Origin of the sequence: Pseudomonas cichorii (assembly GCF_015471405.1) — a bacterium.
Classification (GTDB): Bacteria; Pseudomonadota; Gammaproteobacteria; order Pseudomonadales; family Pseudomonadaceae; genus Aquipseudomonas; species Aquipseudomonas serbiensis.
This window is the reverse complement of sequence record NZ_BLVZ01000008.1, coordinates 76,711-92,609: the sequence shown is the minus strand read 5'-3', so window position 1 is coordinate 92,609 and position 15,899 is coordinate 76,711. Positions and strand designations below refer to the sequence as shown.

The window sequence follows — 15,899 nt, the reverse complement described above, 5'->3', positions numbered from 1 at the left end:
TCACGGCTGCCGTAGACTGGTTTCATCCGACAAGGAGTCTCCGGTATGCGGTGTTTGCACGGTTTGTTTTTCGGGTTGTTCGGTGTGGTGTGTGTCGCTCAGGCGCAGACTCCGGCCGAGGTTGATCCGTTGTTGGATAATGCTTCCACAGGCGCTCAGGCCGCGGCCTCCAGTGAGGCGCGTGGTGTCTTGCGCGCACAGGATCAGGCGGTGCTCGCCAGTGAACTGGCCGGGCGTATAGTCGATCTTCCGCTGCGCGAAGGTGAAACCTTCAACAAGGGCGATACGCTGGCGCGTTTCGATTGCTCGGCCTATCAGGCCCAGCTCAACGCTTCCCAGGCGGCGAGTCGTGGTGCCAGTGAAGAACTGGCGCACAACCGGCAACTGGCTGCGCTCAACTCCGTCGGTCGATTCGAGGTGGCTCGGGCCGAGGCCAAGGTCGCTGAAACCCAGGCGCAATCAAGCGTCTTTCAGGTTCAAGTCAAACGTTGCAGCGTGATTGCGCCGTATGACGGTCAGGTCGTGGATCGCAAGGTCCAGCGTTATGAAAGCGTTTCCGCCGGCACGCCGCTGCTGGAGATCGTCGATAACCGTACTCTGGAAATCCACCTTCTGGTGCCGTCCCGCTGGATGGGCAAGCTCAAGGCCGGTCAGACGTTCAGTTTTGTGCCTGACGAAACCGGCAAGCCACTGACCGCCACCATCAAGCGCTTCGGTGCGCGGATCGATGAAGGCAGCCAGACCTTGCTGCTGGTGGCCGGTCTGCCAAAGTCCGAGGGCCTGTTGGCGGGCATGAGCGGAACCGCACGTTTCCCGGAGCTTAAGTGAACGCTTCTGTACCTGGAGTGGTGGAGCGGGTCTTTGCCCAGTTCCTCGATGTTGAACGCCTGACCCGCGCTGCCCGCACGACCGATCAACTGGCTTACAGCCTAGTGAATGACGGCCAGCCGCTGTTCGGCTTTCGCCATGCTGCGCTGGTGATTGCCGGCAAGGTGCGTGCAGTGACGGGCGTCAGCGTGATTGACCCCAATGCGCCCTTTGTCGCGTTCGTCGAGCATGCAGTCGCTCAGTTGTTCAAGCTGGAGAAAGCCAAGCCCGCCAGTGTCGTTGCGATGGATGCGCTCACCGCTTCGGTTCGCGAAGACTGGCAGAGCCTGTCGGCCACCCATGTGTTCTGGCTGCCGTTGCTGGATCATAAAGGCGAAGTGTTCGGCGGCTTGTGGCTGGCCCGTGACAAACCCTGGGCTGCGCCCGAGCAGGTTCTGCTTTCGCAACTGGGCGATACCTACAGCCATGCATGGCTGGCGTTGAAGCCGCGCAAATCCTGGCGCCTGCGCTTGAGTCGCAAGCGTCAGGTGGGGTTGGTGGCTGTTGCACTGCTGAGCCTGCTGATCCCGGTTCGCCAGTCGGTTCTGGCTCCTGCCGAAGTCGTGCCGTTGGCCGGTCGCGTGGTGGCTGCGCCACTGGACGGCGTGATTGCCGAATTTCTGATCAAGCCCAACCAGCCGGTCAAGACCGGCGACCTGCTGGTGCGTTTTGAAAACACCACCCTCAAGGCTCAGGCCGATGTGGCCGAGCGCACGCTGGGTGTCGCCGAAGCCGAACTGAAAGCCAACTCGCAACGCGCCTTTGCCGATGCCGAATCAAGCTCGAAGGTCGACCTGCTGGCGGCTCGCGTCGAGCAAAAGCGTGCAGAACGCGATTACGCCCGCGAATTGCTCAAGCGCAGCGAGGTTCGTGCCGAGCGTGACGGTATCGCGGTCTTTGCCGATGCCCAGCGCTGGACGGGGAAGCCGGTCCAGACCGGTGAGCGCCTGCTGGAAATCGCTGATCCGTCCCAGGCCGAGCTGCGCATTGAATTGGCGGTCGGCGATGCCATCGCTCTGGAGCCGGACGCTGAAATCGCTCTGTTCCTCGACAGCGACCCTCTGCACCGCCATTCCGCTCGTCTGGAGCGTGCGGCTTATGAGGCGCAGCCGACTCCAGGTGGTCAACTGGCCTATCGCCTGGATGCGAGCTTCCTTGATGCGCCGCCGCGTATCGGGTTGCGTGGTACTGCGAAGGTCTTTGGCGAGCGAGCACCTTTGGCGTTGTATCTCTTGCGCAGGCCTTTGGCTGGTTTGCGTCAGAGCGTAGGCCTGTAAATGGCGCTGCCCAGCCTGCGGGCGGATCTGCAGCTTTCTTCTGCCGCACCTGCACTCGACGGGTCACCACGCTGGACCCTGGCCGATCCGGTGCGAGGCCGCTATTTCAAGCTTGGCGCTCAGGCTATCCGCCTGTTGCGCCATTGGTCGCTGGGTGATGCCTCTCAGGTGTTGCAGGCCGCGAACCGTGAGCCCGGCCTGCCGTTGGGCGATAACGAAGTGGAAGAGCTGCTGATCTTTCTTCGCAGCCATGACCTGATCGCTTCGACCGACCCGGACCAGCGTGCAAGCTATGCCTGCAAGGCGGCTGCTTCGCGTCACGGCTTGTGGCAGATGTTGTTGCATCAATACCTGTTCTTCCGCATTCCCCTGTGGCGCCCGGATGCTTTTCTCAATCGGGCCTGGCCCTGGCTGAAACGCTTTGGCCCCTCACTCCTGCGCTATGGCCTGCCTGTCACGTTGGGGCTCGGGGTGTTTCTGGTCGCACGTGACTGGCAGCGATTCATTGGAACCTTCCCTCATCTGTTCAGCCTAGGTGGCGCGTTGGCGTTTGGTGCGGCGCTGTTTTTCGCGAAGCTCTGTCATGAGTTCGGCCATGCCTTCATGGCCAAGCGTGCCGGGTGTCGTGTGCAGAGCATGGGCGTTGCATTCATGGTGCTGCTGCCGTTGTTCTACACCGATGTCAGCGATGCCTGGCGAGTGAATGACCGGCGCGCCCGTTTGCTGATCGGCGCAGGTGGTGTCCTTGCCGAAATGCTGTTGGCCTGTATCGCTTTGCTGGCCTGGTCGCTGCTGCCCGACGGGCCTGCACGTACGGCAGCGTTCATGCTTGCCAGTGCGACCTGGCTGACCACGGTGGTGGTCAATCTCAACCCGTTCATGCGTTTCGATGGTTACTTTCTGATCAGTGACCTGTGGGAAGTGGACAACCTTCAAGGCCGGGCCTTTGCCTTGTGTCGCTGGCGGTTGCGCGAGGCCTTGTTCGGTTACGGCCTGCCTGCGCCTGAGCCATGGACGCCGGCCATGCAGCGTCGCCTGTTGTGGTGGGGTTATCTGTCCTGGCTGTGGCGTGCGGTGCTGTTTTTCGGGATTGCGCTGGCGGTCTATCACCTGTTTTTCAAGTTGCTAGGGATTTTCCTGATGCTGGTGGAGCTGGGCTGGTTCATCTTTCTGCCGATCTTCAAGGAAACGCGCCACTGGTGGGCCAACCGCGAACAGGCTCATACGCCCAGGGTCTTGCTCAGCGGCGCAGGCTTGTTGGCGCTGGTATTGCTGCTGGTGGTGCCTTGGCGCAGCAGTGTCGAGCTGCCGGTCATGCTGGAAGCCGGGAGGGTGACGGCCCTGCATGCGCCTGTGGCCGCGAGGGTCAAGCAGGTGAACGTGCAGGACGGCCAGGCGGTGGAGCAGGGGGCTGTGTTGGTAGAGCTGGAGTCGCCAGACGTCGATTCGCGCCAGGCCATCGTGCGTCGGGAAATCGAGATCCTGCAATTGCAGATGCGCCGTCAGGCAGGACGCAGTGAGACGGTTGCGGACGTTGGCATTATCGAACAGCGTCTGGCCAGCGCCGTGGCCGAGTATCGCGGTCTGGCAGCCCAGCGCGAACGCTTGCTGGTGCGTGCTCCTCAGGCCGGTCAGGTGCGTGATCTCATGCCGCAATTGAGCCCTGGCCGTTGGGTTTCGACCCAGACGCCTCTGGCCCGGATCGTCGAGGGCGGTACGCGCATCCGTGGTTATCTGGCTGAAGATGCCTTGTGGCGTATAGCGCCAGGAGACAAGGGACGTTTTATCGCTGACGACCCCATGCGCCCGTCGCTACAGGTCGAGCTGCTGGATGTGGACGCTAACGGGGTTTCCTATCTGGATCAGGAAGCGCTGGCGTCCGATCACCACGGGCCGATTGCCGTGCGCCGCGACGAAAACCACCGTGCCGAGCCGGTACAGGCGCAATACGGTGTACGTTTGAAAGTGATGGACGAGATTGAAGCGCCGGTTCAACCGTTGCGAGGTGTAGCGGTATTGCAAGGTCGCAGTGAGTCGCTACTGGGCTCGACCTGGCGAAGGCTGGCGGCACTGGGCGTTCGTGAAAGTGGTTTTTGAAAAGTGGTTTCCAGGGAAAGAGGACGACACTGATGTTGAACAATGCAGACGGGCTGGAAGTACGGCCCTCACGTGACTCGGACAGTCCTTTCATACAGTCGCTCTATCATTCGGCTCGACCTGATTTGCAGTTGATCGATGGCGAGCGCGATCTGGTGGAGGAGGTCATCGCTCAGCAGTTTCGCGTTCAGGAATCCGGCGTGGGCAACGGGTTTCCCAATGCGATGCATTATGTGATCGAGAAGCTTGGCACCTTGATCGGCGCATTGGTGGTGGACTTTGGCCCCAATGAAATTCGTGTGCTGTATCTGGCGTTCATTCCGGCGGCGCGGGGCAAGGGCTACGGGCGGACGGTATTGCAAGGCGTGCAACAGGCTGCCGAAAAGGTCTGTTGTCCTGTTGCAACGGTGGTCTGGGCCAATAACCCTCATGCGCGCCAGCATTATCTGGCGCTTGGGTTTCAGGTCGAAGAGCGGGATGTGGCTGCGGAGCGGCTGGTCTGGTATCCGGGTCAGTCCAAAGCCAGCTGATCAGTTGAAGCTGATGCAGTAATAGGCCAGGTTCGCATCACGCCCCATTGGGGGAACGCGGGAGACGAATACTTCTTCAAGCTTGCCCAGTTCCGGCAGTTCAATGGCGCACAGGCCATCGACGAAGGTGCTGGGCTCCAATGAATTGAGGCTGACGCTGAAGGGCAGGCGCTCATTGTCGGAGAGGCGTGCCAGAGGTTTTTCGTCGATGGACGAGATGGTAATCGGCAACTGACTGCCGTCGTCCAGTTGCAGCGAGCATGGGCTGCCCAGCAGTGCACGAAAATGTTCGACAGTAACGTTTTGCAGCATGGAGCGACTCCAGCAAGAGTGGGAGAGCCCTTCCCTGGGCTCGGAAAGTCAGTTGCGAGTAGGGAAAAGACCCTGCAAGGCAATGCTGAAGTTTACGACCAGGAAGGGGTTCATGCTGTCGATAGGCAAGCTGCCTCCGACGGGTTGCATGGTGCCAGTGATGGCTGTTGAGACGCCTTTCTGCACGATAGGCGCTCCGGTTCCCAGGTCCGGTGCAAACATGTTGGCGGAAGTCGGGCCGGCTGTTGTGCCTCCGACATAGCAGTTGGTGGCCGTTGGCACGATAGAGCCGGTGGCGCTCGGCTGCGCACCCAGGTTGATGGTGGTCGTTGCGGTCAGCGTGCTCATCTGGTGTACGTGAGCCGGCATGTTGGCGATGGCGACCGTAACCTTTTCAACGCCTGAAACCGTGCCGATCACCCGGTTGGTCAGGTTGACCCCTGTGCCTTGGTTGACCGGCACACGGCCTTGCAGGTTGGGCAGCATGAAATTCTGTGTCGCGTTTCCTCCATAAATGACGCCCAGCAACGCATACAAGGCGTTGTACTGGCTGATGTTCATCGTCTGGCCGTTGCATTGCGCCCAGCCATTGGGTGCAAAGGGGAAGCCGAACGTCATGATCGAGCCCATAAAAACTTCCATAAACCCTCATCCTTCATATGTTATGGGGTGACACGTGATCCACTCAGGCACCTGCCTTCGGTAGTGGCAATGTGAAAGCGTAGACACTGTTTGGCGAATTGCTGCGCTTTTACATAGCTATGTCGCGATTGAAACAATCAGGTTGGCAGATGACGTTTATTCAATCGTTCCTTCCTGATTTTGGGAAAAAACTGGCAGGTATTCAGGCCGATTTCCGACCATTCATCTGATAGTTGTCATCTATTGAATGTGGAAAGCTTTTGAGTACAAAGGCTTACCCAAAAAAGTTCCCATTTTGTGACTGTGTTGGCTCAAGTTCGGGGAACTGATGTCGAAGTACTACTATGCGCGTACATATTGTTACGTTAGGCTGACATTGGCTTCCAGACGGACAGGACTCAGGCAGAGGGACGGATGCACGACTTCCACTTTATATCGGGGCTTCCACGTTCGGGATCTACCCTGCTGTCAGCCATTCTTCTGCAAAACCCCCGCTTTCATGCCGGTATGAGCAGCCCGGTTGCCTCGTTGTTTTCCAACGTTCTTGGTCAATGCAGCGCGGGCAGCGAATTCGCTTCGATGATCGATATCAACGCACGCCGACGCCTGCTGCGCGGGATTTTCGAGTCCTATTACGCCGACAAGACCGACAAATCCCTGGTTTTCGATACAAACCGTGGCTGGTCTTCGCGCCTGCCGGCCCTGATGGATCTGTTCCCCAAGTCCAAGGTCATTGCCTGCGTGCGCAATGTGGCCTGGATCATGGACAGCATCGAGCGCGTATATCGCAACAATCCTTTCGAAAACACCAAACTGTTTGTCGATGATACCGAGCGCAACACCGTCTACAGCCGGGTCGAAACCCTTGCGCAACGCAACCGTCTTGTGGGGTTTGCCTGGGCTTCGCTCAAGGAAGCCTATTACGGCGAAAATGCCGACTCCCTGCTGCTGATCGACTACGACCTGCTTTCCCTGGCTCCAGAGCGGGTCATGCGTCTGGTGTATGAATTCATCGGCGAGCCCTGGTTCGAGCACGATTTCAACAACCTTTCCTATGACGCACCGCAGTTCGACGACGCCTTGGGTGTCTCCGGCCTGCACAAGGTAAAACCCAGGGTTGCCTTTGAAAGCAGGCACACGATCCTGCCGCCTGATCTGTTTGAACAGTATTCGAAGCTGTCGTTCTGGAATGACGGTTCGGCAAGTGCTGCCAACGTGATCCGTATGAAATCCGACGCCGCGACCAATTGATCGCGGTTTTCCATATCAGTGTTACAACGTTCGATCTCTGGTGAGCAACATGTGGTGGAATAAGAAAAAGTCGCCGACTGTACAGCGGGCCTCTGTAGAGGCTAAATCTCCTGCTTCCCCCATGATCATGTTCCTTGAGCCGCGAATGCTGTTCGATGGCGCAGTTGCTGCCACCGTTGCCGATGCTGCGCAGTCGGACAGCCAGGCGACTGCCGAGGCTGCCAAGACTACCGATCAGGCCAGTGCCAAAGACAGCAGTAGCGATAGCCATGCGCAATCGGCTGCCACGGCTGATATCACGACCACTTCAACTGCCGTGACAGGCAGCACCGTGGTCTTCGTCGACTCGCGGGTCAAGGACGCCGACAGCCTGCTCACAGGCGTTGCGCCCGGTGCCCAGGTCGTCATGCTCGACGCCACCAAAGACGGCCTGCAACAGATCGCCGATTACCTGGAGTCCCATCAGGGCGTGAGTTCGGTGCAGATCATCGCTCACGGCAACTCGGGTGATCTGTGGCTGGGCAACAGCTATCTGTCGGCCGACAACATTGCTCAACGCAGTGCCTTGCTGGCCGAGATCGGCAATGACATGGTCGCGGGCGGCGATATCCTGATTTACGCCTGTAACACCGCTGAAGGCGAGCTGGGCCTGAGCTTCGTCGATTCGCTTGCACAACTCACCGGGCGCGACATCGCTGCATCGACCAACCGCACCGGCGTGGGTGGCGACTGGACACTGGAAATCGCGACCGGCAGCATCGAAAGTGTCGGTGCGCTGTCCCAGCAGGCGATGGACTCTTACCAGTGGGGGCTTGCGACCATCACGGTAACCTCCAACAGCAGTACTGGCGCAGGAACCTTGCGCGCAGCGCTGGCCAGTGCCCAGAACGGCGATATCGTGACCTTCTCCAGCAGCATGACAGTCGCGCTTGACGCCCAGTTGGTGGTCAACAGAAACATCACCATCGATGGCGACCTGGATAACAACGGCGTGGCGGATGTCACGCTGGATGGCCAGAACAGGACCAGTGTGATCCGGGTGACCTCCGGTACGACTGCCACCTTTGATGGCCTGATCATTACGCGCGGCGTTGCCAGCACTTCGGGTGCCAATAGTGGTTCAGCGGTTTCAGCGGCTGACGCTGTGGGTGGTGGTATCAATAACGCCGGTAACCTCACGCTGCGTAACGTCACCGTGACAGCCAACTCGGCTGCAGGCGGTGGTGGCGGCGGTGGCGTGCTCTCTCCGACCGTCGGTGGTGGCGGTGGTGGCGGTGGCGGTATTGGTGGTCAGAATGGTGCTACCGGTGGTGTTGCCGGGACCTATTTCCCTACAGCGCCCTCAGCCAACACAGGCGGCAACGGTGCTGGTTTCAACACTGTTTATATGGGCGGGCGTGGCGGTAATGCGAGCGGCGGTGGTGCCGGTAGCATTGGCTCTTCTGGCTACACCAACGGTGGCGCAGGCGGTACGGCGACTTCTGGCGGACGGACCATCGGCGGTGGTGGTGGCGGTTCGGGCTTTGATGCCACTGGCGGCAGAGGCGGCGCGGCGGTGGGCGGTATCTATAACGGCTCTACTGGCACCCTGGCGATCATCGGCACCTCGACCATCAGCAGCAACATCGGTGCGGGCGGTGGCGGTGGTGGTGGCGGTACGATCGGCGGGAACGGCGGCCGGGGTATCGGTGCCATCTGGAACAGGGGTACGCTCAATATCACGGCAAGCAACAACTCGGCCATGAGCGGCAACGTAGGTGTCAGCGGGTCGGGTGGTCAGGCAACCAGCGGTGGTACAAACGGTACCTCGCCAACGGGGGTCAATAACATCTTCAACGATGGTGGAGGGTTGAGTATCACCTACAGTGCTGACGTTACGGCACCCACAATCTCCAGCATCGTGATTGCCAACCCGTCTCTGGGGTCGGGTGGTTCGTCTGCCGTGACGTTCACCTTCAGTGAGCCGGTGTTCGGTCTGGATATTTCCGAGATTGTCGTTCCCAACGGCACCCTGACCAACCTCACGACCACCAACAACATTACATGGACTGCGACGCTGACGGCATCCAACAATGTCGCGGACTCGACCAACGCCATTACCCTGGCCGGTTCGGCCGTGCAGGACTCGGCGGGCAATATCGGTACCGGTACCGGGACGTCCAACAACTATGTGGTCAGTGACACCGTCGCTCCGACCGCATCCATCGTTGTGTCGGACACATCCTTGATCGCGGGCGAAACTTCGCTGGTCACCATCACATTCAGCGAAGCGGTAACGGGTTTCAACAATGCGGATCTGTCGGTTGCCAACGGTACCCTGACCGCAGTAAGCAGCAGTGACGGTGGCATTACCTGGACCGCAACCCTGACGCCGCTCAATAACCTGACCAGTGCTACCAACCTGATCAGTCTGAACATGACCGGCGTGCAGGACTTGTCGGCCAACGCAGGCACTGGCACGGTTTCATCGAACAATTATGCAATCGACACGTCGCGCCCGACCGCCACTATCGTGGTTGCGGACAGTACACTGACTATCGGTGAAACTTCGACGGTGACGATTACCTTCAGTGAAGCGGTAAGCGGTTTTAGCAACGCTGACCTGACTGTCGTCAACGGTAGCCTGACTACAGTGACCACCAGCAACAACATTGTCTGGACGGCCCTCTTCACGCCGGCCAACAACATCTCTGATACCACCAACGTGATCACCCTGGACAATACCGGTGTCACGGATGCCGCAGGTAATACCGGGCTTGCCACGACCATTTCCAATAACTACGCCGTCGATACTGTTCGTCCGACCTCCAGCATTCTGGTTGCCGACGCCAACATTACCGCAGGTGAAACCTCGCTGGTGACCATCACCTTCAGCGAAGCGGTGACCGGTTTTACCAATGCCGACCTGACCGTGCCCAACGGTACCTTGAGTACCGTCAGCAGCAGCGATGGCGGTATCACCTGGACCGCGACCTTTACGCCGACCAACAACATATCCGACACCACCAACCTGATCAGCCTGGATAACTCCGGCGTGACAGACCTGGCTGGCAACTCCGGGAGCGGTAGCACCAACTCAGGCAATTTCACCATCAACACCGTGCGTCCGAACGGGACGATCATTGTCTCCGACAGTTCTTTGTCGATCGGCGAGACCCCAACGGTCACCATCACCTTCAGTGAAGCGGTGGTTGGTTTCAGCAATGCCGACCTGACTGTGGCAAATGGTACATTGAGCCCGGTCAGTAGCAGTGATGGCGGTATCACCTGGACCGCGACCCTGACGCCATCCGCGAACGTGACCGATCTCACCAACGTGATCACTCTGGATATGTCCGGTGTCGCGAATGCTTCTGGCAACGCGGGTCTGGGAACCCTCACCTCGAACAATTACGCCATCGATACCGTACGCCCGACCGCGACTATTGTGGTTGCCAATAACAATCTGTCCATTGGCGAAACCTCGTTGGTCACCATTACTTTCAGTGAAGCGGTGAGCGGCTTCACCAACGCTGACCTGACCGTGAGCAACGGTACGCTGAGTTCGGTCAGCAGCAGCGATGGCGGTATCACCTGGACCGGAACACTGACTCCGGTAGCAGGCGTCACCAATGCCAGTAACATTATCACTCTGACCAATACCGGTGTGGCCGATCTTGCTGGCAACGTGGGCGTTGGTACCACCAATTCAAGCAACTACGCGATCGACACTGTGCGTCCGACTGCAACCATCACAATGGCTGACAGTGCCCTTTCGGTCGGTGAAACCTCGTTGGTAACCTTCACCTTCAGTGAAGCGGTGACCGGCTTCACCAATGGCGACCTGATCGTACCTAACGGCACCTTGAGCACCATCACTAGCAGCGATGGCGGCATTACCTGGACCGCGACCTTCACACCGAATATCAATATCGCTGACACCACCAACCTGATCATCCTGGATAACTCAGGCGTGACAGACCTGGCCGGCAACGCCGGAACCGGTATGACCAACTCGCCCAACTTCACCATCGATACCATGCAGCCCACTGCAACCATCGTGGTAGCGGACAGTTCGTTGAGAGTTGGCGAAACCTCACTGGTCACCATTACCTTCAGCGAAGCGGTGAGCGGTTTTACCAACGCTGATCTGACGGTGACCAATGGTACCTTGAGCACTGTCAGCAGCAGTGATGGCGGTATTACCTGGACGGCGACCTTTACGCCGAACCAGGGCCTGAGCGATGCCACCAACCTCATCACGCTGGATAACACCGGGTTCACCAACGTATCCGGTAACTCGGGTTCCGGCATCACAATCTCGAACAATTACGCCCTCGACACCCAGCGTCCGACCTCAACCATCGTGGTTGCCGACAACGCCCTGGCCATTGGTGAAACCTCGTTGGTGACCATCACCTTCAGCGAGGCTGTGACCGGTTTCACCAACGCCGACCTGACCGTGTCCAATGGCACCCTTGGCGCTGTCAGCAGCAGCGACGGCGGTATTACCTGGACCGCAACCCTGACGCCTGCCGCCAACATCACCAGTGCCAGCAATGTCATCACTCTGGATAACACAGGTGTGAGCGATCAGGCAGGCAATACGGGCTCTGGCATCACGACCTCAGGCAACTATGCCATCGACTCTGCGCGCCCGACCGCGAGTATCGTCGTGGCGGACAGCACGCTGATCGCTGGCGAAACCTCACTGGTGACCATTACCTTCAGCGAAGCGGTGAGTGGTTTCACCAATGGCGACCTGAGCGTGGCCAACGGTACCTTGAGTACCGTCAGCAGCAGCGATGGCGGTATCACCTGGACAGCGACTTTCACGCCGGCCAACAATATTGTCGATACCACCAACCTGATCACCCTGGATAACACCGGCGTGACAGATCTGGCTGGCAACACCGGGACCGGCACGACCAACTCCAACAACTACACCATCGACACTGCGCGCCCGACTGCAACCATCGTGGTAGCGGACAACGCGCTGCGAGTCGGTGAAACTTCGTTGGTGACCATTACCTTCAGCGAAGCGGTGAGCGGTTTCACCAACGCCGACCTGACCATAGCCAACGCCACCTTGAGCTCCGTCAGCAGCAGCGATGGCGGTATCACCTGGACGGCAACTCTGACGCCGACCGCCAGCGTGACCGACACCACGAACCTGATCACGCTGGATAACACGGGCGTCGCCAATGCTTCCGGCAACATCGGCAGCGGCACGACCGACTCCAACAACTACGCCATCGACACCCAGCGCCCGACCTCAACCATCGTGGTTGCCGACAACGCCCTGGCCATTGGTGAAACCTCGTTGGTGACCATCACCTTCAGCGAGGCTGTGACCGGTTTCACCAACGCCGACCTGACCGTGTCCAATGGCACCCTTGGCGCTGTCAGCAGCAGCGACGGCGGTATTACCTGGACCGCAACCCTGACGCCTGCCGCCAACATCACCAGTGCCAGCAATGTCATCACTCTGGATAACACAGGTGTGAGCGATCAGGCAGGCAATACGGGCTCTGGCATCACGACATCGGGCAACTATGCTATCGACTCTGCGCGTCCGACCGCGACTATCGTCGTGGCGGACAGCACGCTGATCGCTGGCGAAACCTCACTGGTGACCATCACCTTCAGCGAAGCGGTGAGTGGTTTTACCAATGGCGACCTGAGCGTGGCCAACGGTACCTTGAGTACCGTCAGCAGTAGCGATGGCGGTATCACCTGGACAGCGACTTTCACGCCGGCCAACAACATTGTCGATACCACCAACCTGATCACCCTGGATAACACCGGCGTGACAGATCTGGCTGGCAACACCGGGACCGGCACGACCAACTCCAACAACTACACCATCGACACTGCGCGCCCGACTGCAACCATCGTGGTAGCGGACAACGCGCTGCGAGTCGGTGAAACTTCGTTGGTGACCATTACTTTCAGCGAAGCGGTGAGCGGTTTCACCAACGCCGACCTGACCATAGCCAACGGCACCTTGAGCGCCGTCAGCAGCAGCGATGGCGGTATCACCTGGACGGCGACCCTGACGCCAGCCGCGAACGTGACCGACACTACCAACCTGATTACGCTGGATAACACGGGCGTCGCCAATGCTTCCGGCAACATCGGCAGCGGCACGACCGACTCCAACAACTATGCGATTGATACGTCACGCCCGACTGCGACCATTGTGGTAGCCAACAGCACACTGGGGATCGGTCAAACCTCGCCAGTGACCATCACGTTCAGTGAAGCGGTCACTAACTTCGACCTGTCAGACCTCAGCGTAGCCAGCGGTACTCTGTCGAACCTGGTCAGCAGCGATGGCGGCATTACCTGGACCGCAACCCTGACACCCACGGCGAATATCAGTGATGCGACCAACTTCGTCGTCATGGATACCAGCAACGTTACGGACCTGGCGGGCAACGCCGGTAGCGGTGTTATCAACTCTGCCAACTACATTGTTGACGGTCAGGCACCCAGCATTTCGAGCATTGTGGTTGCCAACCCGAACCTGACCACGGGCCAGACCACTCAGGTGACCTTTACTTTCAGTGAACGTGTCAGCAACTTCGATCTTTCGGACCTCAGCGTAGCCAACGGCACCCTGTCCAATCTGGCCAGCAACGATGGTGGCCTGACCTGGACGGCGACCCTGACCCCGACAGCGAATACTCAGGCCCCGAGCAACTTCATCACGCTCGACAGCAGCAATGTGACGGACCTGGCAGGCAATACCGGTATCGGTATCACCAACTCCAGCAGCTACGCAGTCACTACCCTTTCTCAAGGTGGCGATCCACAGTTCCGCATTAGCGATTCGGTCCCTCTGATCAGCCAGCCAAACCTGCCATTGCAGCCGACGCTCTTTGGCCCGCCGACCGGCAATCTCGGTTCGCCGCTGAGTTTCGCGCCGTTGTTTGAGGTGCGCACCACAGGCGACGGTCTGCCGCCTCTGGGTAACATCTTCATCAGCAATGGCGCGTTGGCTCCAAGCTTCATTGCACAGGTCTTCAGCTCGAGTGAGATTGGCGGCAGCACGGGGGCCGCTGGCGGTTTCCTTGGTTTCAGCAGCGGGGAAGGTGGCGTGTTCGGCAACAGCACCTTGTCGACGCTGTTCAGTCGCGAGTCCTCCACGGACACCTCGGCGCAAAGTACTTTTGACAGCGGTAGCAGCCGTGGCCTGAGCGATTCCTCACAAGGTATTCGTGGCAGCTTTGGCGCGTTGACACTGGAGCAACAGTTGCAATTGCTCAAGGATGGCGAGCAGAAACAGCTGCATGAACTAGCATGGGCTTTGGGGAAAGCCGGTATCAGTGAAGTGCAGGCCTGAGACAAGGTTTGAGTCAGGCGCCGGCAAATCCCGGCGCTTATAAAAAAGAATGGGTAGTCAGGGGCGGTCGAACGGATGAAAAGAAGTAAGAAGTTATTCAGTGTCAGCCTGCTGGCGCTGATAGTCAGTGGTTGTGCTGTCACCAGTCAACCTATCGACCGTAGTGTCAGTGAGCAACGTGCGCAAAGCGATCTGCAACTGATGTACAAGGATCAGGAGCCACTGAACGGCCCACTGACCCTGCACCAGGCCATGGCTCGTGCAGTCAAGTACAACCTTGAAGCGCGTCTGAAGATCATGGAAGAAGCCTTGGCCAAGCGTCAGTTGGACCTTGCCAGCTTCGACATGTTGCCACGCATGGCGCTGTCCGCAGGTTATGCCGGACGCAGCAACGTCAGCGCCTCCAGCAGCGAAAGCGTCGAGACTGGCACCCAGTCTCTGGAACCCTCGACTTCCCAGGATCGCAGCCGTCGTGTCGCCGACCTCACCATGGTCTGGAACGTGCTCGACTTCGGCGTCAGCTACATCAGCGCCAAGCAGCAGGGTGACCAGCGCCTGATCGTTCAGGAGCGTCGTCGCAAAGTCGTCAACACCATCGTTCAGGACGTGCGCTCGGCCTATTGGCGTGCGGTGGCGGCCGAGCGTCTGCTCAAGCAGATCGACAGCCTGATGGCCCGCGTCGAACAAGCTCAGAGCAACAGCCAGAAGATGAGCGCACAGCGCGTCGGCGACCCGGTTCAGGCGCTGAGCTACCAGCGTTCATTGATCCAGGCGACCCGTCAGCTTGAAGAGCAGCGCAAGGCGCTGTCTCTGGCCAAGACCGAACTGTCGACCCTGATCAACCTGCCACTGGGCAGCGAACTGACCCTTGCGACCCCGGACGATTACTCGATCCCGGAACTCAAGGTCGACATGGGCGTGCTTGAACACGAAGCACTGGCCAGCCGTCCGGAACTGCGTGAGCAGGATTACCAGACCCGCATCAGCTCTGCCGAAACCCGCAAGGCCATGCTGCGTCTGCTGCCGGGCCTGGAGTTCTCCGCGGGTGGTCATTACGACAGCAACTCCTTCCTGGTCAATGACAAATGGGCCGACATGGGCGTCAAGGTCACCTGGAACCTGTTCAACGTGATCTCCGCTCCTGCGGCCATCGATGTGGCCAAGGCCGGTGAAGAAGTCGCTGCGGCGCGTCGTCAGGCCATGTCCATTGCCGTACTGGCTCAGCTTTACGTGGCCAACGCCAACTACCGTGAAGCCTTGCGCCAGTTCAAGACCAGCCAGCAACTGTCGAGCATCGACGGCGAAATCGTTGGTCAACTGCGCAACCGTTACAAGGCGGCAGGTATTGGTGAACTGGACCTGATCCAGGGCGAACTCAATACCCTGCAAGCCGACCTGCGCCGTGACCTGGCCTACGCCGACCTACGCAATGCCTACGGGCAGATCTTCGCCAGCGCCGGGCTTGATCCATTGCCGGAGCAACTGCCTTCGACCGATGTTCAAGTGATCGCGGGTGCCTTGGCGTCGCGTGAAAACCAATGGTCTGCCGGCAACATCGCCCAGCCCGTGAAAGCGGCTGAAGTACAGGCCAAGTAA

The 15,899-nt window shown here is 59.1% G+C and carries 9 protein-coding genes; 7 read left to right on the top strand and 2 right to left on the bottom strand.

The genetic code is table 11. From position 1 onward, the window contains the following. Positions 1-45 precede the first annotated feature (45 nt). Genes JL015_RS14040 through JL015_RS14025 form a run of 4 tightly spaced genes read left to right on the top strand, consistent with a single transcriptional unit; the run spans position 46 to position 4,771 of the window. The gene (locus JL015_RS14040) at positions 46-828 is read left to right on the top strand and encodes an efflux RND transporter periplasmic adaptor subunit (protein ID WP_201003843.1); all 783 of its coding nucleotides are present in this window, start codon (positions 46-48) and stop codon (positions 826-828) included. Continuing rightward, positions 825-2,144: an efflux RND transporter periplasmic adaptor subunit gene (locus JL015_RS14035; protein ID WP_201018871.1), complete on the top strand. Its 1,320-nt coding sequence runs from the start codon at positions 825-827 to the stop codon at positions 2,142-2,144. Before JL015_RS14040 ends, JL015_RS14035 begins: the two co-directional genes overlap by 4 nt. After that, positions 2,145-4,241, top strand: a complete 2,097-nt coding sequence (locus JL015_RS14030; protein ID WP_201018870.1) for an HlyD family efflux transporter periplasmic adaptor subunit — start codon at positions 2,145-2,147, stop codon at positions 4,239-4,241. Positions 4,242-4,273: 32 nt separating this feature from the next. Continuing rightward, positions 4,274-4,771 (top strand): GNAT family N-acetyltransferase, encoded by a 498-nt coding sequence (locus JL015_RS14025; protein ID WP_201018869.1) that lies wholly within the window; start codon positions 4,274-4,276, stop codon positions 4,769-4,771. Here JL015_RS14025 and JL015_RS14020 read toward each other — a convergent pair whose 3' ends face one another. Both JL015_RS14020 and JL015_RS14015 read right to left on the bottom strand, forming a co-directional pair. Then, positions 4,772-5,083 (bottom strand): DUF6916 family protein, encoded by a 312-nt coding sequence (locus JL015_RS14020; protein WP_201003835.1) that lies wholly within the window; start codon positions 5,081-5,083, stop codon positions 4,772-4,774. Positions 5,084-5,131: 48 nt separating this feature from the next. Then, on the bottom strand, positions 5,132-5,725 hold the full coding sequence (locus JL015_RS14015) for a phage tail protein (protein WP_201018868.1): 594 nt from the start codon (positions 5,723-5,725) through the stop codon (positions 5,132-5,134). A 414-nt stretch (positions 5,726-6,139) separates the two neighbouring features. On the opposite strand from JL015_RS14015, the gene JL015_RS14010 reads away from it, so the two are divergent. The 3 genes from JL015_RS14010 (at position 6,140) to JL015_RS14000 (ending at position 15,899) form a co-directional block, all read left to right on the top strand. Beyond that, positions 6,140-6,976, top strand: coding sequence for a sulfotransferase family protein (locus JL015_RS14010; protein WP_201018867.1), 837 nt, complete (start codon positions 6,140-6,142; stop codon positions 6,974-6,976). Positions 6,977-7,121: 145 nt separating this feature from the next. Then, the gene (locus JL015_RS14005) at positions 7,122-14,303 is read left to right on the top strand and encodes an Ig-like domain-containing protein (protein ID WP_236250219.1); all 7,182 of its coding nucleotides are present in this window, start codon (positions 7,122-7,124) and stop codon (positions 14,301-14,303) included. Positions 14,304-14,378: 75 nt separating this feature from the next. Next, positions 14,379-15,899, top strand: a complete 1,521-nt coding sequence (locus JL015_RS14000; RefSeq protein ID WP_201005187.1) for a TolC family protein — start codon at positions 14,379-14,381, stop codon at positions 15,897-15,899.

What these genes read in the sequence shown, in the direction of transcription:
- JL015_RS14040 (WP_201003843.1), top strand. Translation starts at nt 46, where the DNA reads ATGCGGTGTTTGCACGGTTTGTTTTTCGGGTTGTTCGGTGTGGTGTGT.
- JL015_RS14030 (WP_201018870.1), top strand. Translation starts at nt 2,145, where the DNA reads ATGGCGCTGCCCAGCCTGCGGGCGGATCTGCAGCTTTCTTCTGCCGCA.
- JL015_RS14025 (WP_201018869.1), top strand. Translation starts at nt 4,274, where the DNA reads ATGTTGAACAATGCAGACGGGCTGGAAGTACGGCCCTCACGTGACTCG.
- JL015_RS14020 (WP_201003835.1), bottom strand. Translation starts at nt 5,083, where the DNA reads ATGCTGCAAAACGTTACTGTCGAACATTTTCGTGCACTGCTGGGCAGC.
- JL015_RS14015 (WP_201018868.1), bottom strand. Translation starts at nt 5,725, where the DNA reads ATGGAAGTTTTTATGGGCTCGATCATGACGTTCGGCTTCCCCTTTGCA.
- JL015_RS14010 (WP_201018867.1), top strand. Translation starts at nt 6,140, where the DNA reads ATGCACGACTTCCACTTTATATCGGGGCTTCCACGTTCGGGATCTACC.
- JL015_RS14005 (WP_236250219.1), top strand. Translation starts at nt 7,122, where the DNA reads ATGCTGTTCGATGGCGCAGTTGCTGCCACCGTTGCCGATGCTGCGCAG.
- JL015_RS14000 (WP_201005187.1), top strand. Translation starts at nt 14,379, where the DNA reads ATGAAAAGAAGTAAGAAGTTATTCAGTGTCAGCCTGCTGGCGCTGATA.